Annotated in this window: 13 protein-coding genes; 7 read left to right on the top strand and 6 right to left on the bottom strand. The window is 68.0% G+C overall.

Features of this window, described 5'->3' with window-relative positions; genetic code table 11:
- Nucleotides 1-23: 23 nt before the first annotated feature.
- The gene (gene eda / locus ACVOMH_RS11135; protein ID WP_481551994.1) at nucleotides 24-662 is read right to left on the bottom strand and encodes a bifunctional 4-hydroxy-2-oxoglutarate aldolase/2-dehydro-3-deoxy-phosphogluconate aldolase; all 639 of its coding nucleotides are present in this window, start codon (nucleotides 660-662) and stop codon (nucleotides 24-26) included.
- A complete protein-coding gene (locus ACVOMH_RS11130; RefSeq protein WP_481551993.1) occupies nucleotides 649-1671 on the bottom strand; it encodes a sugar kinase in 1023 nt (340 codons plus the stop codon). Before ACVOMH_RS11130 ends, eda begins: the two co-directional genes overlap by 14 nt.
- 270 nt (nucleotides 1672-1941) lie before the next feature.
- On the opposite strand from ACVOMH_RS11130, the gene ACVOMH_RS11125 reads away from it, so the two are divergent.
- The 4 genes from ACVOMH_RS11125 to ACVOMH_RS11110 all read left to right on the top strand — a co-directional run bounded on the left by ACVOMH_RS11125 (nucleotide 1942) and on the right by ACVOMH_RS11110 (nucleotide 13272).
- Nucleotides 1942-4692: a TonB-dependent receptor gene (locus tag ACVOMH_RS11125; protein ID WP_481551992.1), complete on the top strand. Its 2751-nt coding sequence runs from the start codon at nucleotides 1942-1944 to the stop codon at nucleotides 4690-4692.
- 264 nt (nucleotides 4693-4956) lie between these two features.
- Complete coding sequence (locus tag ACVOMH_RS11120; protein ID WP_481551991.1) at nucleotides 4957-8118, top strand: TonB-dependent receptor; 3162 nt, start codon at nucleotides 4957-4959, stop codon at nucleotides 8116-8118.
- A 249-nt stretch (nucleotides 8119-8367) separates the two neighbouring features.
- Nucleotides 8368-9447 carry a pectate lyase gene (gene pelA, locus ACVOMH_RS11115; RefSeq protein ID WP_481551990.1) on the top strand — a complete coding sequence of 360 codons (1080 nt, stop codon included), beginning with the start codon at nucleotides 8368-8370 and terminating at the stop codon, nucleotides 9445-9447.
- An 87-nt stretch (nucleotides 9448-9534) separates the two neighbouring features.
- Nucleotides 9535-13272 carry a LamG-like jellyroll fold domain-containing protein gene (locus tag ACVOMH_RS11110; protein ID WP_481552035.1) on the top strand — a complete coding sequence of 1246 codons (3738 nt, stop codon included), beginning with the start codon at nucleotides 9535-9537 and terminating at the stop codon, nucleotides 13270-13272.
- Nucleotides 13273-13324: 52 nt separating this feature from the next.
- Here the strand turns inward: ACVOMH_RS11110 and ACVOMH_RS11105 are convergent, their stop codons facing one another.
- Genes ACVOMH_RS11105 through ACVOMH_RS11090 form a run of 4 tightly spaced genes read right to left on the bottom strand, consistent with a single transcriptional unit; the run spans nucleotide 13325 to nucleotide 17514 of the window.
- Nucleotides 13325-13969: a cysteine dioxygenase family protein gene (locus tag ACVOMH_RS11105; RefSeq protein WP_481551989.1), complete on the bottom strand. Its 645-nt coding sequence runs from the start codon at nucleotides 13967-13969 to the stop codon at nucleotides 13325-13327.
- Between the two features lie 58 nt (nucleotides 13970-14027).
- Nucleotides 14028-14903, bottom strand: coding sequence for a rhamnogalacturonan acetylesterase (locus tag ACVOMH_RS11100; RefSeq protein WP_481551988.1), 876 nt, complete (start codon nucleotides 14901-14903; stop codon nucleotides 14028-14030).
- Nucleotides 14904-14911: 8 nt separating this feature from the next.
- Complete coding sequence (locus ACVOMH_RS11095; RefSeq protein WP_481551987.1) at nucleotides 14912-16519, bottom strand: carboxylesterase/lipase family protein; 1608 nt, start codon at nucleotides 16517-16519, stop codon at nucleotides 14912-14914.
- Nucleotides 16516-17514, bottom strand: a complete 999-nt coding sequence (locus ACVOMH_RS11090; protein ID WP_057505713.1) for an alpha/beta hydrolase — start codon at nucleotides 17512-17514, stop codon at nucleotides 16516-16518. Before ACVOMH_RS11090 ends, ACVOMH_RS11095 begins: the two co-directional genes overlap by 4 nt.
- A gap of 131 nt (nucleotides 17515-17645) precedes the next feature.
- Here ACVOMH_RS11090 and ACVOMH_RS11085 point away from each other — a divergent pair, with 131 nt between their 5' ends.
- The 3 genes from ACVOMH_RS11085 to ACVOMH_RS11075 are packed head-to-tail and all read left to right on the top strand — an operon-like array spanning nucleotide 17646 to nucleotide 20060.
- Entirely contained in the window at nucleotides 17646-18473 is an 828-nt protein-coding gene (locus ACVOMH_RS11085; RefSeq protein ID WP_054660792.1) for a 2-keto-4-pentenoate hydratase, read from the top strand.
- 34 nt (nucleotides 18474-18507) lie between these two features.
- The gene (locus ACVOMH_RS11080; RefSeq protein WP_057505712.1) at nucleotides 18508-19512 is read left to right on the top strand and encodes a TRAP transporter substrate-binding protein; all 1005 of its coding nucleotides are present in this window, start codon (nucleotides 18508-18510) and stop codon (nucleotides 19510-19512) included.
- Between the two features lie 11 nt (nucleotides 19513-19523).
- Nucleotides 19524-20060 (top strand): TRAP transporter small permease, encoded by a 537-nt coding sequence (locus ACVOMH_RS11075; protein ID WP_054658433.1) that lies wholly within the window; start codon nucleotides 19524-19526, stop codon nucleotides 20058-20060.
- Nucleotides 20061-20062 lie beyond the last annotated feature (2 nt).

Genomic DNA, 20062 nt, shown 5'->3' with positions numbered 1-20062 from the left:
CGCAGGAGGCGCCGGCGGGTGGATCAGCCGGCCAGCACGGCCGCTTCGCGCGCCAGCTGCTCGATCCGGGCCCAGTCGCGTGACTGCAGCAGCTCGCCGGTGGTCAGCCACGAGCCGCCCACGCACAGCACGTTGGGCAGGTGCAGGAACTGTGGCGCGGTCTGCGCGCTGATCCCGCCGGTCGGGCAGAAGCGCACATCGCCGAACGGGCCGTTCCACGCCGACAGCATCGCCGCGCCGCCGGCCTGCACCGCCGGGAAGAACTTGAACGTGTCCAGGCCGTGCTCCAGCCCGCGCATCAACTCCGAGGAGGTGGCCACGCCGGGCAGGAACGGCAGGTCGACATCACGCGCGGCGGCATAGAGCCGGTCGGTGGCGCCGGGCGAAACCGCGAAGCGGCCACCCACGGCCTTGAGCTGCTCCAGCTGCCGGCCTTCGAGCGCGGTGCCGGCGCCGATCACCGCCTCGGGCACGGCCTCGACCATCGCCTTGATCGCGTCCATCGCGCGCGGGGTGCGCAGGGTCACCTCGATCACCGGCAGACCCCCGCGGAACAGCGCGTTGGCCACCTGCACCGCATCGTCGATGTCGTTGGGGGTGAACACCGGAATCACCGGTGCCAGTTTCAGGATTGCGCGCACGCGCGGATCAGCGCCGGACATCGAATTTTCCTTCGCCCACCAGGGCCATCACGTCGGCGACGCCGACCGGGTTGAAGTCACCGGGAATGGAGTGTTTCAGGCAGCCGGCGGCCAACCCGAAGCGGATCGTGGCCTCGACATCGAAGCCTTCGATCAGCCCGTGCAGCACGCCGGCGGCAAACGCGTCACCGCCACCGATGCGATCGACGATGCCGGTCAGCGTCTCTTCCGTGGCGATGGCACGGGTGCCGTCGCGGCCGAGCAGCATCGCGCCGAGCGAATGCCGGTCCACGCTGTGCGCGGTGCGCTGGGTGCACGCCATGTACTGCAGGCGCGGGAAGGCGGCAAAGGCCATCGCCGCGGCCGCATCCACGCGCGCCTGGGCATCGGCCTGCGCGAACTGCCCGCCGAGCACCACACCGATGTCGCGGTAGTCGGCGAAAACGATATGCGCGCAGTCGAACAGGTCGCGCAGGATCGCCTGGGCGTCGCCCCCCCAGCGCTCCCACAGCTTGGGCCGGAAGTTGCCATCGAAGGACACCTTGATCCCCATCGCCACGGCGGCGCGGGCCGCATCCAGCGTCGCCTGTGCGGCCTCCGGGCCAAGCGCCGGGCTGACCCCGGACAGGTGCAGCCACTGCGCGCCATGCAGCAGCACCGGCCAGTCATGGCTGTCGGCGCGGGCGTTGGCGAAGGCCGAATCGGCGCGGTCGTAGACCACCTCGCTGGGCCGATGGCCGGCGCCGGTGGTCAGGAAGTACAGGCCCATGCGGCCCTCGCTGCGCCGCACGCGACTGGTGTCGAGCCCGTGCCGGCGCAGCTCGCCGGTCACCGCCGCGCCCAGCGGGTTGTCGGCGACCACGCTGACCATCGCCACTGCATGGCCTAAGTGGGCCAGCGACACGCCGACATTGGCCTCGGCGCCACCACAATGCACCTCCAGCGCCGGGCTCTGCAGCAGCAGCTGGTTACCGGGGGCGCCCAGCCGCAACAGCAGCTCGCCAAAGCAGACCACACGGGGGAAATTCATCAAGCGCTCCTGCTTGCAGTCGATTTCCGGGAATGATGGCACGGAAGTTTGACCATCGGTGTCATAAGTGGATCCTGTCCCTGCTGTCCTGTCCCGCGCTGCCCGCCAGCAGTGCCTGGACAACGGTTTGGCACGTGTTTTCCCCCTGCTGCAGTGCAAGATGCTCCTCTTTCACGCAGCTGCTACTTTCCGTTTTGACTAGCGGTGTCATTCAGCGGATGACACAACAAGAACACCGCATCACATGTAGACCTTGGAGAGGGGAAGCACATGGATCCACGTAACGCGAAGAAAAAGACACCGGTTACCTTGCTCGCTTTGGGCATCAGCCTGGCCCTGCACTCCGGTGCCGTGCTGGCGCAGGATGCCGGCGGCGCAGCCGCGACCGAACTGGACACCGTCACCGTCACCGGCTACCGCGCCAGCGTCGAGAAGGCGCTGGACATCAAACGCGGCGAGAGCGGCGTGGTCGATGCGGTGGTTGCCGAGGATATCGGCAAGTTCCCCGACAGCAACCTGGCCGAGTCGCTGCAGCGCATCCCCGGCGTGGTGATCACCCGGGATGGCGGCGAAGGCCGCAACATCTCGGTGCGTGGCCTGGGTCCGGATTTCACCCGCGTGCGCATCAATGGCCTGGAAGCGCTGAGCACGGTCGGCAGCAGCGACGGCCAGGGCGGCACCAACCGCGGCCGTGGCTTCGATTTCAACGTGTTCGCCGCGGACCTGTTCTCGCAGCTGATCGCGCGCAAGACCGCCTCGGCCGATGTCGAGGAAGGCTCGCTCGGTGCCACGGTCGATCTGCGTACCGCGCGTCCGTTCGACTATGACGGCCTGACCATCGTCGGCAACGTGCAGGCCGGTTACAACGATGCCTCGCAGTCGGCGATGCCGCGCTTTGCCGGCCTGATCGCCAACAGCTGGGCCGACGGCAAGTTCGGCGCGCTGCTGTCGGTGGCCTACTCCGAGCGGGAGACCGTCGAGGAAGGCTCCGGCACCGTGCGCTGGGCCGGTGGTGGTACCAATGGCGGCTTCAACGTGGCCTCGCCGTTCAAGGACGCGCTGAAGGCGGATGTGTATGCGCCGCGTTTCCCGCGCTACACGCTGATGGAGCATGACCAGAAGCGTCTGGGCGTGACCGGTGCACTGCAGTTCAAGCCGTCCGACCGCACCACCTTCAGCCTGGATGCGCTGTACTCCAAGATCGACGCCAAGCGCGACGAGAAGTACATCGAGGCCAACGGCCTGAGCAAGTCGTCCAACGACGGCAAGAAGGAAATCCTGGTCACCGATGGCGAGGTGCGCAACGGCGCGCTGGTCTACGCCAGGATGGACAACGTCGACATCCGCGCCGAAAACCGCCACGACGAGTGGAGCACGGACTTCTACCAGATCAGCCTGGATGGCGAGCACCGTCTGAGCGACAACTTCACCATCACCGGCAAGGTGGGCACCTCGCGCTCCAAGCACGACAACCCGGTCCAGGCCACGGTGATGATGGACAAGCTCAATGTCCAGGGCTACAGCTACGATTACCGCGGCAACGTCAACAAGCCGGTGTTCAACTACGGCGTGGATCCGACCGATCCCAATGGCTGGACCCTGTCCACGATCCGCCTGCGCCAGAACTACGTGACCAACGAGTTCGACAACGGCCAGCTGGAGTTCTCGTGGGTGATCGGGCCCTCGTTCACGCTGGAAGGCGGCGTGCAGGCCAAGAACTTCGGCTTCGATTCGATGGAGCGTCGCCGCGTCGGCAACGAAACCGTGGTGCCGACCTTCAACGGCAGCAAGATCGTGCCGGTCAACATGACCGAACTGGCCGCGCTGCAGGGCATGACCGGCGCACCGGGCAAGTGGGTGGTGCCGAACTTCAACGGCATCGCCAACGAGTTCGACATCCTCAGCGGCGAAGGCATCTACGCGCTGGCCGACTACAACGCCAGCATCCGCAACGTGCAGGAGCAGGATCGCGGCGCCTGGCTGATGGGCAAGTTCGGTTTCGACATCGGTGCGGTGCCGGTCTCGGGCAACCTCGGCGCGCGTTACGTCAAGACCAAGCAGACCTCCACCGGCGTGGCCACGGCCAGCGGTACGCCGATCACCACCACGGTGACCCGCGAGTACAACGACTTCCTGCCCTCGCTGAACCTGGTGGCCGAGATCACCCCGGACTTCCTGGTCCGCTTCGGTGCGGCCAAGGTCATGTCGCGTCCGGGCCTGGGCAGCTTGACGCCGGGTGTGACGGTCAGCGTCAGTGGCAGTGCCAAGACGGTCAGTGGCGGCAACCCGCTGCTGGATCCGGTGCGCGCCAAGACCGCCGACCTGGGCTTCGAGTGGTACTTCAATGAAGGGGCGATGCTCGGTGTCGGCCTGTTCTACAAGGACATCGAGAGCTTCATCCAGAACACCCGCGAAACCCGTCCGTATGCGAGCAGCGGCCTGCCGGCCAGCCTGCTGGAGAACCTCAACGCCGCCGTCACCGACGATTTCGTGTTCAGCACCCCGGTCAACACCCCCGGTGGCGACCTGACCGGCGTGGAGTTCAACTACACCCAGCCGTTCACCTTCCTGCCGGGCAAGTGGTCCAACCTCGGCACGCAGCTGAACTACACCTACGTCGAATCCAAGATCCAGTACGTCACCGGCGCCGGCGTCCTGGCGCAGAAGGCCGACCTGACCGGTCTGTCGCGCAACTCGTGGAACGCCACCCTGTTCTATGAAGGCGAGAAGTGGTCCAGCCGCGTCTCGGCGACCAACCGCGACGACTACCTGATCCAGGTGCCGGGCACCGAAGCCGGTTTCGACAGCAAGGGCCTGGGTGTGCATGGCCAGAGCGGCACCACCTTCGTCGATGCCTCGATCCATTACCGCATCAGCGACCAGCTGGAGATCAGCCTGGAAGGCGCCAACCTGACCAACGAAGCCCAGGAATCGTGGGTGGCCAATCCGTCGGTCTCGCTGCCGCTGGAATACAGCGAAACCGGCCGCCAGTACACGCTGGGCCTGCGCTACAAGTTCTGACCGTTCCACCGGGCCTGTGAAGGGCCGGGTCGCCCCCACCGGCCCGGCCCTGTTCCGTTGTCCACAGCGCGGCGCTGCCGGCGTCCGGCAGACCGCTCCTGCGCGGTTGCGTCTGTGCGCTGCTGGACCTGTGCTGGCGTATCGAACACTCCCCGGCCCGTGCTGGCCGGGGCTGCCAGCGCGATCAGCCCTCGCCACCGCCCCTGCTTCGTTGCCACGTTGACCGAGTCCCTCCGGGGAGGAGCCCATTACATGGATCGTCGTATGCGCCAGATCAGAAAGACACCGGTTACCTTGCTTGCCCTCGCCATCACTTCGGTGCTGGCGACCCCGGCCGCACTGGCCCAGCAGGCCACCGCGCCGGCCAGCCCGACCGAACTGGACGGGTTGACCGTCACCGGCTACCGCCAGAGCCTGCAGAAATCGCTGGACGAGAAGCGCTATTCGACCGAACAGGTCGATGCCATCTATGCCGAGGACATCGGCAAGTTCCCCGACCAGAACCTCGCCGAGTCGCTGCAGCGCATCGCCGGCGTGTCGATCGACCGCGAGGGCGGTGAAGGCCAGCGCATCTCGATCCGCGGTCTGGGCTCGGACTTCACCCGGGTGCGCCTGAACGGGCTGGAGGCGCTGGCCACCGCCGGCAACGGCAGCAGCGGCGTCAACCGCAGCCGCGGCTTCGACTTCAACACCTTCGCCTCGGAGCTGTTTTCCCAGGTCAAGGTCAACAAGACCCAGTCGGCGCAGATGGACGAAGGCTCGTTGGGCTCGACGGTGGATCTGCGCGGCTCGCGTCCGTTCGATTTCGACGGGTTCCAGGCCTCGGCCAGCGCCCAGGCCGGATACAGCGAGCTGGCCAGGGACTACGACCCGCGTGTGTCGGCGCTGATCAGCAACACCTGGGCCGATGACCGCTTCGGCGCGTTGCTGTCGGCGTCCTACAGCAAGCGCAACGTCTACGAGGAAGGCTACAACCCGGTGCGCTGGGAGCACGGCAACCACCGCAACTCCAACCAGTCCAACGCCGCCAACAACGGCACCTACGGCTTCTGTTCACCGCTGGGCTACAACCCGCAGACGCCGCGCAATCCGGCCTCCAACGAGACCCCGGCCGGCAGCGGCAGCCAGGCCAACCAGGACCGCAACAACGGCTGGGGCAGCTACGGCATCAGCGCCACCCATTGCGGCACCGGCCTGCCACGCCCGACGGCCACCGCCGCGAACATCGCCGCCTACGAAACCGCCACCAACGCCTGGATCCCGCGCTACCCGCGCTATATCCGCACCGCGCACGAGATCGAGCGACTGGGCGTCACCGGCGCGCTGCAGTTCAAGGTTTCCGACGACACCCTGCTCAGCTTCGATGCGATGTACTCGCAGCTGGACAAGGACCAGCGCGAGGATTCGCTCGGCGCCAACCTGCACCGTGCCGCCAACCTCGGCGGCAAGACCCAGATCGTGGTGCGCGAGGCCGAGGTGGATGCGCAGAACCGGCTGGTCTATGGCGTGTTCGACAACGTCGACTTCCGCACCGAGTCCAGCCAGATCCAGGAATCGACCCGATTCCAGCAGTACAGCCTGAACCTGGACCACCACTTCAACGACGCGGTGAAGCTCGAAGCGCAGGTCGGCCATTCCCGCTCCGACTACGAGCGCCCGGTGTTCTCGCTGGTCAGCTTCGACAACAGCAACATCGACGGCTTCGTGATGGACATGCGCAACGGCGGCGACATGCCGGCCATGACCCTGCCGTTCGCGCTCAATGATCCGGCGGCGTGGTCGTGGCTGGGCTACGGCGCGGTGCCGGTCAACAGCAATGGCACCTCGCGCGGCAGCAACATCAGCGAAGTGCGCCTGAATCCGAGCTACGTCAGCAACGCCTTCGACACCGCCAAGCTCGACCTGCAGTTCAACCTCAATCCGACCTTCACCCTGCGTACCGGCCTTGCCTACAAGGACTACGACATGGCGTCGGAAGAGTACCGACACATCAGCTACGGCCGCCTGGCCCAGGCGCTGCCGGCCGGGGTGAGCATCGCCGACCTGAGCACCACGCTGACCGGCTTCGGCAAGAACCTGTCGGGCAATGTGCCCAGCGGCTGGCTGGTGCCGGATTTCGACAAGATCGCCACGCTGCTGGACATCAACTGCAACTGCGACAAAGGCGTGCAGGGGGGCGACTACCGGTTGGCCGGTGTTGGCCACTTCGGCGCGTCCAACAACAACTTCGAGGTCAACGAAAAGAGCCTGGGCGGCTACCTGCAGCTGGATTTCAACACCGAGCTGCTGGATCGCGCGTTCCGCGGCAACCTGGGCGTGCGCGTGGTCGATACGCAGATCAGCGCCTCGGGCTGGGCGCCGTGCAACGCAGCCACGACGGGCAACAACTCGGCCAACTGCGAGTCGTTCTTCGGCGTGGCCAGTGCCACCGCCGCGGCCGGCGAGCGCTCGCTGGTGCGCTCGATCGTCAACCACAGCTACCAGGACGTGCTGCCCTCGCTGAACCTGGCCTGGGACGTGGCCGAGAACGTGGTGCTGCGCTTTGGCGCGGCCAAGACGATGGCGCGGCCGACTCTGGCCTACCTCTCGCCCAGCGTCAGCGGAGGCCCCACCGGCTACTTCGACGACGGCCGCGTGTTCGCCATCAACCTGGGCAATCCCAAGCTTGATCCGTTCCGTTCGACCAACTACGACCTGAGCGCGGAGTGGTACTTCGCCGAAGGCGCGCTGCTGTCGGCGGCGGCGTTCTACAAGGACATCGAAAGCTATGTGCAGCGCACCCGCCTGCTGACCACCTGGGGCGACATGGGCTACTCGCTGGATCTGCTGCCGGCCGGCTTCACCGCCGACACGCTGTTCAACGTGCAGAGCTACTACAACACCCCCGGTGGCCCGCTGAAGGGCTACGAGCTGACCTACCAGCAGCCCTTCACCTTCCTGCCGGGCATCTGGGGCAAGTTCGGCATCCAGCTGAACTACACCCACGTCGAGTCGAGCATCAAGTACATGTTCAGCACGGCGGCCAACAGCAACACCAGTGTCACCACCACCTTCACCGAGAACGACCTGGTCAACCTGTCGCCGAACTCGTACAACGCCACCCTGTACTACGACGACGGCACCTTCAGTGCGCGTGTCTCCACCAGCTACCGCGACGGCTATATCGGCGAGATCCTCAGCCGCGAGAACGTCTGGGACCTGGATGGCAAGCAGCTGACCACCGCCGATGTGACCGGCAAGGACAGCGTGCGCAACGTCGACTTCAACATGTCCTACCGCCTGAGCAAGAAGCTCTCGCTGACCTTCGAGGCGATCAACCTGCTCGATACGCCGGACAGCCGCTACGTCGATTCGTCGTTGCAGCTGGCCGACCGCTACACCGTCACCGGCCGCCAGTACTACCTCGGTGCCCGCTACAAGTTCTGAGCAAGCGCCCGCCGCGCGGCGCAGGCGCCCGCGCCGCGCGGGTCTGCTGCGGTGGCGACGGTGTGGGACACCGGGGGTGTTTCCGCTACCGGTGTCTGTCGCCCCGGCTGCGGTGCCCGACACCGGGTGCCGCAACCAGGGCGCCGGCGCTGACCGCCGTGGGCGGGTGCCCTGGTTGCGCACCCTGACGGAGGCGCACGCCGGCGGCGCCTCCCGTGCGCGGATCCTGGGCGACTGGAGACCTTTCCGATGAATGCAGTGCTTCGATTCCTCCGCGCTCTGCTGCTGGCGACACTGCTGACACCGGCCGCGACCGTGCACGCGGCCGCCCCCACCGATCCGCAGGCCGAGACCATGCTGCTGCTGCAGACCGCCTCCGGCGGCTGGTCCAAGCACTACCGCGGCAAGGCGGTGGACTACCGTCGCCCGCTCAGCGCGGTCGAACGTGACGCGCTGCGCGCGCCCGGGCGCAAGGACGATGCCACGCTCGACAACAAGGCCACCACGTCGGAGATCCGCTATCTGCTGCAGGCCCATGCCCGCACCGCCAACCCGGCCTATCTGCAGGCCGCGCGCCGCGGGGTGAACTATCTGCTGGCCGCGCAGTATCCCAACGGCGGCTGGCCGCAGTACTACCCGGACCGTTCGTTCTACCGCCACCAGATCACCTTCAACGACGATGCCATGACCCGGGTGCTGGAGCTGCTGCAGGACATCGTCGAGTCACGCGATGAGGCGGCACTGCTGGCGCCGGAGTTCGGCTCCGCCGCACAGGCCGCGCTGGCACGTGGGCTGGACTGCGTGCTGGCCACCCAGGTGCGCATCGAGGGTCTGCCGACCCTCTGGGCGGCGCAGTACGACGAGGTCACGCTGCTGCCGGCCAAGGCGCGGTCCTACGAGCTGCCGTCGCTGGCGGTGGCCGAATCGGTCGGGGTGCTGCGGTTGCTGATGCGCCAGCGCGATCCCTCACCGGCACAGGTGGCCGCGGTGGAGGCGGGCGTACGCTGGTTGCAGGCGCACCGGCTGCCGGATGTGGCGCTGGAGAGGGTCGACGCGCCCGAACAGGAAAGCGGACGCGATGTGCGGATCGTGCAACGGCCCGGCGCATCGCTGTGGGCGCGGTTCTACGACCTGCAGCACCAGCAGCCGATGTTCGTCAATCGTGACGGCGTGCAGGTTGCGCAGTTCGCGGCCATTCCCAACGAGCGCCGTGTCGGCTATGCGTGGTATGGAGTGTGGCCGGAGAAACTGCTGCGCAGCGAATGGCCGGCATGGCGTGCGCGCTGGGGCGTGTCGCCGCACGGCGCCCCGGTACCCGCGGTGCAGTGACGGCAGTGAAGAAACATGTGTGGAAAGAGTGAGCTGATGAACCCGAAGACTTGTTTGCGTCCCTCCCTTCTGGCCTGTGCGCTGGGCATGCTGCTGCAGGCGCCCACGGCATGGGCGGCACCGGCCCAGTTGTTGTTCCAGGTGTCCGCCGATGAGGGATTTGTCGCCGATCGCGCCGCGGGCGATGCCACCCCCAACTTCCAGGACAAGGTGAAGATCGTCGCCGACGGCGCGCGGGGCAGCGCGATCGAGTGGGCCGATGATGGCGTGCTGTCGTGGAATGCGCCGGGCAACATCCACGCCCAGCGCGGCACGCTGTCGTTCTTCTGGCGTTCGCGTTATGCCGTGGGCGAGGCGCCGTTCGTGATCTTCCGCGTCGGCTATGCCGACCACAGCAGCTGGGACATGGCCTGGCTGCGCATCGACTGGAACGGCCACGGCTTCGATGCGTTCGTCACCGACGCCAACCTGGCGCGCACCCGCGTCTCGTTCAAGCTGGATAAAAACCCGTCGCCACAGCAGTGGCAGCACATCGCCTTCGGCTGGGATGAAGACCACGGCGTCAAACTTTTTGTCGATGGCAAGGAAGTGGCGCGTGCGCAGACCACCGGCGACTACGATGCGGCGCTGGACCAGCTCGGCCTGGCCGGGCGGGTGATGGCGCCCTACCAGGTGCAGAGCCGCTACAACTTCCTGCGTGGCAGCGACTTCGACGAGATCCGCGTCTACGACCGCCTGCTCGATGGCGAGGCGGTGGCCGCCCTCGCTCGCCATGCCGAACCGCCTGTGGCGCCCACCGTCGCGCCCTCTCAGCGCAGCTGGTGGCATCGTCACGGCTGGGAAGGCGCGCCGCCACCGGCGCTTGCCGCGTCGACCACGACGATCCGCAAGGTCGAGTTTGCCGACGTCAAGGACCTCAAACAGTGGATGTGGAAAGGCACCGACGGTATCGCCGAGACCACCTGGCCGGGCGTCTACAACCGCTCGCGGTTGGCCGGGCGTGACGACTATTTCCAGCTGCCGGACTGGAACACCTATGTCGAGGGCGGCCAGCAGCTGGACCTGACCGTGCCCGACGGTGAAACCATCAACCGGGTGGAGATCCGCGGCGCCGCATTCGGCACCCTGGCTGGCACCGCCGGAACGCTGTTCACCCGTCCGCAGGGCGTGGTGCGCAGTGTCGACAGCTTCGCCGCGCAGCGCGGCGGTCAGCTGCACTTCCGCAACACCGAGCAGGAAACGCCGATCCAGGAGATCTGGGGCTACCACGTCAGCGACGCCGCCGAGCCGGCAGGCACGGTCAAGCAGCGCTACCTGATCGACAGCAGCGTGCTGCCCGATTACACCAACATCGCCGCGCTGCGGGCGTATATCGACGGCCGTTATCCACAGGCCGAACGCAGCACGGTGATGGCGCTGCCCAAGGGGGCCGGGGCACGCAAGCGCGGCGCCGGCACCTTGCCGGCCGATCCGCTGCCGATCGTGCATGTGCTGATTCCCTCCGGCGTGGGTGATGCACCGGCCGCGCAGCCGCTGATCCGCAGCTGGGCGCACAGCTGGGAGAACATGCATGACGGCCTGGACGGGGTGGCCATCGACATTCCGGCGCTGGACCTGCCGGCCACGCACGACGGACTGATCCCGCTGAACATCCGCATCAAGGACCCGATCTGGCCGGCGCGCGACATGATCGACGTATCGGTCTCGGTCAAACCCGGGCAGAAGCGCACGCTGTGGCTGGACCTGCGTGACCGCATCCTCACCGCCGACAGCCTGTGGATCTCGATGGCCTCGGCGGCACCGGGCTTCAATGCCGCATCACTGGATGGTGGCGAAGTACGCCTTGTATTCAAGGACCGCAAGCAGGCGCTCGGTGAACACGTGGCCGACCGCTTCAACCAGGTACGCGACAACTGGGGTTTCCTGGTCGAGGAGCACACCACCTCCAAGCGCCAGCGCCTGTACGCGCGCGTCTATGCGGATCTGAGCGACCTGCTGCGGGTGGATCCGGACCACGAACTGGGCCGCCTGTACTGGAACTACATCAGCTACAACAGCCAGGGCAAGCCGCCGTTCGCGCAGCCGGCCGCGCCCAAGGGCGTGCCGCTGTGGGCGTTCCGGCAGACCGAAGACCTCAAGTACGTGCGCCGTTTCATCGACTGGTGGATCGAGAACCGCCAGGTCGCCTATGGCGATTTCGGCGGTGGCCTGTCCGATGATTCGGACCTGGTGCAGCAGTGGCCGGGACTGGCCTTGATGGGCGTGCAGCCGGACAAGCTCAACGCCTCGCTGACCGCGCTGTCCGATGCGATCTACCGCAACGGCATGTTCGCCAACGGCCTGAGCACGATCGAGACCGACGAGCTACATTCCTACGAGGAAGGCATCAACGCCAACAGCGCGATGCTCTACCTCAACTGGGGCGATCCGCTGACCGTCGAACGGCTGATGGAAACGGTCAAGGCCTTCGACGAGCGCATCATTCTGCCCAATCCGCAGGGCCACCTGCTGTTTTCCAGCAACTGGTTCGGCGGCAACAAGGTCTACCGCGAGCCGAACTGGCAGTGGCAGAAGCCGTACTCGTTCCCGGCGTTGCATCCGGCCTTCCTGATCGGCGAGTACAACGCCGATCCGACCGGTCGCAAGCTGGTCACCGGCCTGGCCGACAGCTGGCTGGCGCACGCCTACACCGACGACAAGGGCCGCTTCACCTTGCCCAATGAAATCAACTGGGCGACCGGGCAGACCCGTGGCGGCGAGTTGAACCAGGGCTCGGGCAGTGGCGATGTGATGCACACGTTCTGGGCCGCGTGGCGCTGGAGTGGTGACGACAGATATCTGCAGGGGCTGGACTACCGCGTGCAGCGTGGTGGCCCCGGCGCGCTGTCCAACCTGGGCGAGAACCTCGTGCAGGTGCTGGGCCGCGAACAGGACTGGGGCAAGCAGCTGATCACCGAGGCCGACAACGGTGGCGGCGGCTTCGCCAGCGTGACCGCCTGGCAGCTCACCGGCGACACCCGGTACCTGGAGCAGCTGCACGCCGAGGGCATCCAGGCCAAGGCGCAGCGCGAATACATGAACACCGAAGGCCACTGGTGGAGTGACCGGGTCGAGGCGCCTAGCGAGTTCCTGCAGCGCGCGCGGCTGGGCGGTATCGCGCTGAAGCGCAACCAGAGCTGGCCGGGGCACACGGTGAGCTGGAGCTTTGCCGACGCTGCCGCCGCCGAGCAGGTCGCGCTGCTGGTGGACGCGCCCTCGCCCGAGCGCTTCAGCGTCACCGCCTACAACCTCAGCGGCCGCAAGCAGGCGGTGCAGATGACCGGCTGGAACGTGGCCGCCGGCCGCTGGCAGGTGCGCAGCGGCATCGATGCCGATGGCGACGGCCGCATCGACGGGCGGGTGCAGCTGCGTGAGATCGATTTCGAAAAGAGCATGGCCACGCCACTGGAATTCGTGCCGGGCAAGACCCAGCGTTTCGAGTTCGAACGGATCCAGGCCGGCACCCCGGTCAGCGGGCGTGCCGATCTGGGCATCGGCCGCGGCGATCTGCGCATCGAAGGCGACACGCTGCATCTGACCGTGCACAGCCTGGGCCATGTCGCCACCGTCCCCGGCGTGGCCGTGGTGCGCGATGCCCGCGACCGGGAAGTGGCGCGGGCGGTGATTCCGGCACTGCCGGCGCCCAGTGATCTGCTGCCCAAGACGGTGACCGTGCAGCTGCCGTTACCGGCCGGTTTCGTGCGCGCAGGGGCGCGCGTGCAGGTGCTGCAGGACGGCGAGGTGGCCGAGGTGACGGCGCTGAACAACAGCCTGCCGCTGCACTGATCGCCGCTGCCTGGCGCCCGGACCTGAGCGGTTCGGGCGCCGGCCGCTGCGCTCAGCCGCTGATGGCCACCGGCGTGTCGCGCGGCATGGCCTGCGGCGGCTGGTCCGCCTCGGTCTGCAGATCGCGGGTTTCGCGCAGATACCAGTGCGGGTGGGCCGGATCGGGCAGGAACACCGTGCAGCGCTCCATCACCTGCTGGTAGACGTGCACCGACACCGCGATCTGATCGGGGCTCGGGTTGCAGATGGTGTGGTACTCGTGCGGCGGGATCAGGCAGCCGGCGCTGCCGCGTCCGGCCAGCAGCCCGCGCCCGGCCCGGAACTGGAACCGCTCGCCGGCCTGCGCCTGCAGCGCGTACTGGGTGATCTGCAGCATGCCGTTCCACACGCCTTCCACGCACCACAGCCCGCTGTGGTCATGCAGCGGGGTCGCCTGCCCCGGGCCCCAGGTCATCGCCACCACGCTGTAACCGTGCGCCGCGCTGCGATACAGCTCGCGGCGGGCGTAGTGATCGTGGACGGGCTCGTGCACGCCCGCCGGCAGGACGATCTGGTCGTCGGCGATCGCCTCGCGCAGCACCTGCTGCACGCTGTGGGTGATCGCCGCGATATCGGGCTGCTGGATGGCCTGGTCGAGCGCGGCCAGCAGGCGCTGGCGGCCCGGGAACGGCGGGTAGCGGTCGAGGTCATCACGCATGCGCCGAGTCTAGGGCAGCGCGGTTAACGCCATGTGCCGAGGCCGCGTCCGGCCGGGCTCAGGGGATCAGGTTGCGGCGCAGCGCCGGCACCTGCTGCGCCAGCTCGTCGGCCACCATTGCCGCAAAGAAGCCGGCGCCTTCCGGACCGAGGTGGGTGTAGTCGAAGGCGATCTTGGCCTGGCCCATCGGCTCGATCGCGTTGGCATCGACCCCGCCGGGCGCCGGCGTACCGGGTGCTGGCGGCGCGCCGATGGTGGTGCCGGCCTGCGCCGCGCTGACCTGGACCGGCAACGCCGGCGCCTGGGCAAAGCGCATCGCCTGCACCGGGCCCATGCCCTGCACCGCCGCCGTGCTGCGCGCGTGCAGATCCACCAGCGGCACGTCCAGCTCGGCGGCGACGCGGCGGGTGGCGTCGGCCCACGGCGCCAGATCGTCGATCAGCACCCCGGCGCGGAATTGGCGCCGGGTCAGTGGTGTCAGCAGCACCGGCACGGCGCCGGCGGCGCGGACCTCGCGCACGTAGTGGCGCAGGTTGTCCGGGAATTCGTGCTGCAGATCGGTCGAGCGCCCCGGCTTGCCGGGCTGGTCGTTGTGGCCGAACTGGATCAGCACATGCACGTCGCGGTAGGCACCGGGCCGCATCTCCTGCAGGGCGATGTCCCACGAACCCTCGGCACGGTAGTTGTAACTGCTGCGACCGCCGCGGGCCAGGTTCACGCAGCTCAGGAACGCGCTGACGTGGCGCGCGCAGAATGCCGGGCCCCAGCCGCCCTGCACCGCCGTGGTGGAGTCGCCGACCAGCACGATCTTGCTGGCGCGGATCGGGGTGGGCGTGGGCCGCTCGGTGATGGACGGATCCAGCGCGGCGCAGGCCACTGCCGGCGTCAGCGTCAGCGCCAGGGCGAGAGAAAACAGCCACGGTCGCAAGGTCATGATCGGGCTCAGAAGGTACCGCGCTGGATGAAGGGGGCCTGCTGGTAGAGCCGGCGTTCGCCGCCGCGCGGGTCGTCCATCTGCCGGCTCGGCGTGTCGAACACCATGGTCTGGCGGCGTGCCAGTCCGTAGCGGTCCCAGCGCGGCAGACCGGCATGGTTGGGGTCGCCGGTGCGGGCCAAGGCCAGCAGCGCGTCGCTCATGCTGTCGGACAGCCGCTGCATCGCGGCCCCGCTGCCGGTGCGCGAGCCGGGCTGGGCGTTGTTGTGGAACACCAGCGGAATATCCAGCGTGTGGAAGGCGCGCAGCGCGGCGGCGTCGCCGTCGCGGTCGTACCCGTCCAGCTGGTAGGCCCAGGTCGGCGCGCCCTGCCGGGCACGCGCTTCCAGCTCCTCGACCGCGCCGCGCCACGAGCGGCCGGCGGTGGTGGCGGCGAAGAACACCTCCGAGGGCGTGTATTGCGGGTACAGCCGCCGGTATTCGGCGATCACCACCGAGGGCAGCAGGTCGACGTACTGCTGGGTTTCCAGTTTGGCCGGCAGTTCTTCCCAGCTGAGCGCATGGTGCTTGGGGTCGTTGCCGAGGAAGGCACGGGTCTCGTCGCGGGTGTTGCCGATCACCATCGGGATGCCGGCCGACTGCGCGGGGGCCTGCGGCCAGAACGGATGTACCGGCAGGTTGCGGGCATCGAGCACCGGCCCCAGGTACAGCGCGGTGTTCTCCACGCGCGAGGGATCGCGCAGCTTCACCGCTTCGAGCAGCTGCGCCATCGGCAGGCGCCGCAGCGTTTCGGCATCACCCTGGAAATGGTCCAGCACCTGCTGCGCGCGCTGGCTGGCCGCGCGCGGGCCAGCGGCGGTGACCTGCTGCCCGCTCATCGTCCACGCCTTGTGGAACAGACCGCGTGCGGTCGGCATCGCCATCAGCGTGGCGATCTTGGCGCCACCGCCGGACTGGCCGAACACGGTGACGTTGCCGGCATCGCCGCCGAATTCCGCGGCGTGCTGGCGCACCCACTGCAGCGCCTGCACCAGATCCAGCTGGCCGACGTTGCCGGAGTCGGCAAAGCGCTCGTCGCCGAGCTGGGCCAGATAGAGGTAGCCGAACAGGTTGAGGCGGTGGTTGACGGTGACCACCACCACATCGCCGCGCCGGCAAAGATTGCCGCCGTCGTACAGCGGATCGCTGCCGGAGCCGTTGTTGTAGGCGCCGCCGTGGATATAGAACAGGATCGGCCGCTTGCCGCCGTCGCGCAGCGCCGGGGTCCAGACATTGAGGTAGAGGCAGTCCTCGCTGCCCGGACCTTCGCTCCCGCCCTGCGGTGCGGCCGGGCCGTAATCGAGCGCATCGCGGATGCCACGCCACGGTGCTTCCAGCAGCGCCGGCTGGAACCGGCGCGGTGCGGTATCGCCGCCATAGGGAATGCCGCGGAATACATGGACGCCCTGCTCGGTCTGCCCGGCGACCCTGCCGCTGCGCAGCCGTGCGATCGGGCTGGGGCTGGCCGGCGTGCCTGCAAGGGCGGGGCTGCCCAGACCGGCGGCGATACCCAGCAGCGCGCTGCGGCGCAGGAAGTCGCGCCGGGCCGGGGCCGGGGGAGAAGAGGTCGTGCTCATCGGTTCGCCTCCGGCGATTGTGCGGCGATCCAGGCCAGCGCCAGCTGCGGCCAGACGGCGGTGGTCAGGCCGGCTGTGCCGCGCGTGCCAAAGCCATGTCCACCCCGCGGGAACAGGTGCATTTCGCTGGGGATGCCGGCCTGTTGCAGGCGGTGGTAGAACAGCAGGCTGTTGCCGACCGGCACCACCTCGTCATCGGCGGCGTGCAGCACGAAGGTCGGCGGTGTGCTTGCGCTGACCTGCTGCTGCATCGAATAGCGCTGCCGCAGTGCAGGGGTATCGGCGCCACCGAGCAGCCGTTCGCGCGAGCCGGCATGGCTGTCGGGCCCTTCCATGTCGATCACCGGATAGACCAGCAGCTGGAAATCCGGCCGGGCGCTGACCGTGTCGATGGCATCGGTGGCCGGGTATACCGGCGTATCGAAGCCGTTGCCCAGCCGCGCCGCCAGGTGGCCACCGGCGGAAAACCCCATCACCCCGATCCGCCGCGGGTCGATGCCCCAGTCGCCGGCGCGGTGGCGGATCAGCCGCAGCGCGCGCTGCGCATCGGCCAGTGCCGCCTCGCGGTCGGCGCGGCCTTCGCCGGGCAGCCGGTAACGCAGCACGAACAGGGTCATCCCGCCCTGTTCGACGAACGCCGGCACCAGCGCGGTGCCCTCCTTGTCCAGCACCACCCGCTGGTAGCCGCCACCGGGGATCACCAGCAGCGCGCTGCCGTTGGGCCGGGCCGGTCGGTAGGCCACCAGATAGGGCGCGCTGACATGGTCGATATAGCGGTCCGGCAGCGCCGGATCGGTGCTGCGCTCGACGATGCGCGGTGCTTGCGGCAGCGGCTTGTCTCCCGGTGGCACCTCCTGTGACCACAGCGCGATCCGGTCGGCCGATCCCGGCTCCGGTTCGGTGGCCGCGGCCAGTCCCGGAATTGACCACAGAAAAGCCAGAACAGTCGCAAGACGCTTTGAATGCAAGGGTTTGGGGAGTTTCCGGTTCGGCATCGAGGGAGGCATGCAAGGAGGGAACGGGCGGGTCTGGTGCACTGCACATTGCCAGATGACACCGGTTTACCATATACAGCCAGTCACGGCACTGTCGATGCGCGGTGCAGCAAAGCCATCAGGAGACTCACTTGAGCAACGACCAGGACAGCCAGGACCCGCAGACCGCAGGGCTGGACGCTATTGCCCGCAGCTTTGTCGATGCCCGCCGCAGCGGCGCATCGCTTCCGGACTTCCCGGGCGAGATCCCGGAGGATCTGGTCACCGCCTACCGGGTGCAGGACTTGGCCATCGCCCGCTGGGACGATGCGGTGGTGGGCTGGAAGGTCGGTTTCATCGCGCCGGAGCGCCGCGATGGGTCCGGTGACGAGCGCCTGCTGGGCCCGGTGTTCTCGCGCCATCTCTGGAATGCTACCGGTGGCATCAACGACATTCCGGTGTTTTCCGGCGCCGGCGGTTTTGCCGCGGTCGAGGCCGAGTACGTGCTGCAGCTGCAGGCCGATGCCCCGGCAGACAAGCTGGAGTGGACGCCGGAGGAAGCGGCGGCGTTGCCGGCACGGATGTTCATCGGCGTGGAAGTGGCCAGCAGCCCGCTGGCCACGATCAACCAGCTCGGCCCGCGGGTGGTGGTGTCGGATTTCGGCAACAACAATGGCCTGGTGCTGGCGGCGGAGATTCCCGACTGGACGGCGCTGGACGAATCGCAGCTGCGTGCCAGCACCGAGATCGACGGTGAGGTGGTCGGCACCGGCGGCGCGGGTAACCTGCCCGGAGGGCTGCGCGCGGCCTATGCGTTCGCGCTGTCGCGTTCGGCCAGGCGCGGGCGGCCGCTGAAGAAGGGCGAGCTGATCGCCACCGGCAATGCCACCGGCATCCATGACATCGCGGTGGGCCAGCAGGCGGTGATCCGCTTTGAAGGCCATGGCGATATTTCCTGCAAGGCTGTGGCGGCCGGCTGACCGGTCCGTACAGCGGGTACGCGCGGAGGGCGCAATGATCACTCGCAGAGGTTTTCTCACCACCGGCCTGGGCGCGCTGGCCGCGCCGCTGCTGGGGGCGTGTTCGGCCGGCGGCGGCAATGCCGGCCGTGGCGGCCAGCTGTTGACCGCCACCGACGTGCATGTGGCCGACTACCCCACGGTCACCGCGGTCAAATGGATCGGCCAGCAGCTCGAACTGCATACCGGCGGCCGGCTGCGCCTGAACCAGTACCACTCCGGCCAGCTCGGCCGCGAGTCCGAGGCCATCGACATGGCCCGGTTCGGCGCGATCGACATCACCCGGGTGTATTCGGGCGCGCTCAACAACGCTTTCCCGCTGACCCGCGCGCTGTGCCTGCCGTACGTGTTCGACTCGGTCGCGCACATGCGCCACGCGCTGGACAGCGGCATCGCCGAGGACGTGCTGCGCGGCTTCGAGAGCCGCGATCTGGTCGGGCTGGCGATCTACGACTGCGGCGCGCGCTCCTTCTACAACACCAAGCATCCGATCGTGGAGCCCAGGCAGCTGCACGGGCTGAAGCTGCGGGTGGCCAGCTCGGACATCTTCCTGCAGCTGATGCGCCTGTTCGGCGCCAACCCGACGCCGATGTCGCTGGGCGACACGTTCTCCGGCATGGAGACGCACATGATCGACGGCGCCGAGAACAACATGCGCAGCTTCCATTCCAGCCGCCATTTCGAGGCGGCCCGCTACTGGTCGCAGAGCGAGCACTCCTACGCGCCGGACATCCTGCTGATGTCGCGCCGCAGCCTGGAGGCGCTGAGCCCGGCCGACCGTGGCCTGCTGCTGGAGCTGGCGCGGCAGTCGGTGCAGCAGATGCGCAGCGCCTGGGACGCCTCCGAGGACAAGGCGCGGCAGGCGGTGCTGGCGGCTGGAGTGGAGACCAACGCGGTGGATATGGCGGCCTTCCGTGCGGCGGCCGCGCCGTTGCTGCGGCAGTACCTGCAGCAGCCGGAGATCGCCGCCCTCCACCGCCGCATCCGCGATTTCGCCTGAGGTCCGTCCTGATGTCCGATTCCAACGCAACTCCGATCCTGACCGGCCCGCAGAAGCTGCTCGAGCAGTTGGCCACGGTGGTCATCCATATCGCCGTGCTCGCCCTGCTCGGGCTGGTCGTGGTGCAGGGCTGGCAGGTGTTCGCCCGCTACGTGATCAACGATTCGCCCAGCTGGACCGAGCCGGTGACGCTGCTGCTGCTGAGCACGACGATGAGCATGGGCGCCGCCGCCGGCGTGCACACCAACCGCCACTTCGGTTTCTACCTGCTGGCCGAGCACATGAACCCGCTGTTCCGGCGCCTGGTCGAGGCGCTGGTGCCGCTGATCATCGCCACCATCGGCGGTTTCATCGCCGTCTGGGGCTGGCTGCTGTGGAGCGACGGCCTGCACATCAAGACTGCTGGCGCCGCGTTGCCGCAGAGCGTGAACTACCTGCCGCTGAGCCTCGGCGGGGCGCTGATGGCGGTGTTCGCGCTCAACCGCCTGCTGCTGTCGCTGCGCGTGGACGTGGCCATGGCCGCCGCCGCTGTTGAAGGAGACCGCTGAAC

The organism is Stenotrophomonas sp. STEN013, assembly GCF_056760355.1.
This window is presented reverse-complemented; position numbering and strand designations above follow the sequence as displayed.

Coding starts and splice junctions, on each gene's coding strand:
- ACVOMH_RS11130 (WP_481551993.1), bottom strand. CDS start 1,671: ATGAATTTCCCCCGTGTGGTCTGCTTTGGCGAGCTGCTGTTGCGGCTG.
- pelA (WP_481551990.1), top strand. CDS start 8,368: ATGAATGCAGTGCTTCGATTCCTCCGCGCTCTGCTGCTGGCGACACTG.
- ACVOMH_RS11125 (WP_481551992.1), top strand. CDS start 1,942: ATGGATCCACGTAACGCGAAGAAAAAGACACCGGTTACCTTGCTCGCT.
- ACVOMH_RS11075 (WP_054658433.1), top strand. CDS start 19,524: ATGTCCGATTCCAACGCAACTCCGATCCTGACCGGCCCGCAGAAGCTG.
- ACVOMH_RS11080 (WP_057505712.1), top strand. CDS start 18,508: ATGATCACTCGCAGAGGTTTTCTCACCACCGGCCTGGGCGCGCTGGCC.
- ACVOMH_RS11090 (WP_057505713.1), bottom strand. CDS start 17,514: ATGCCGAACCGGAAACTCCCCAAACCCTTGCATTCAAAGCGTCTTGCG.
- eda (WP_481551994.1), bottom strand. CDS start 662: ATGTCCGGCGCTGATCCGCGCGTGCGCGCAATCCTGAAACTGGCACCG.
- ACVOMH_RS11110 (WP_481552035.1), top strand. CDS start 9,535: ATGCTGCTGCAGGCGCCCACGGCATGGGCGGCACCGGCCCAGTTGTTG.
- ACVOMH_RS11095 (WP_481551987.1), bottom strand. CDS start 16,519: ATGAGCACGACCTCTTCTCCCCCGGCCCCGGCCCGGCGCGACTTCCTG.
- ACVOMH_RS11120 (WP_481551991.1), top strand. CDS start 4,957: ATGCGCCAGATCAGAAAGACACCGGTTACCTTGCTTGCCCTCGCCATC.
- ACVOMH_RS11100 (WP_481551988.1), bottom strand. CDS start 14,903: ATGACCTTGCGACCGTGGCTGTTTTCTCTCGCCCTGGCGCTGACGCTG.
- ACVOMH_RS11105 (WP_481551989.1), bottom strand. CDS start 13,969: ATGCGTGATGACCTCGACCGCTACCCGCCGTTCCCGGGCCGCCAGCGC.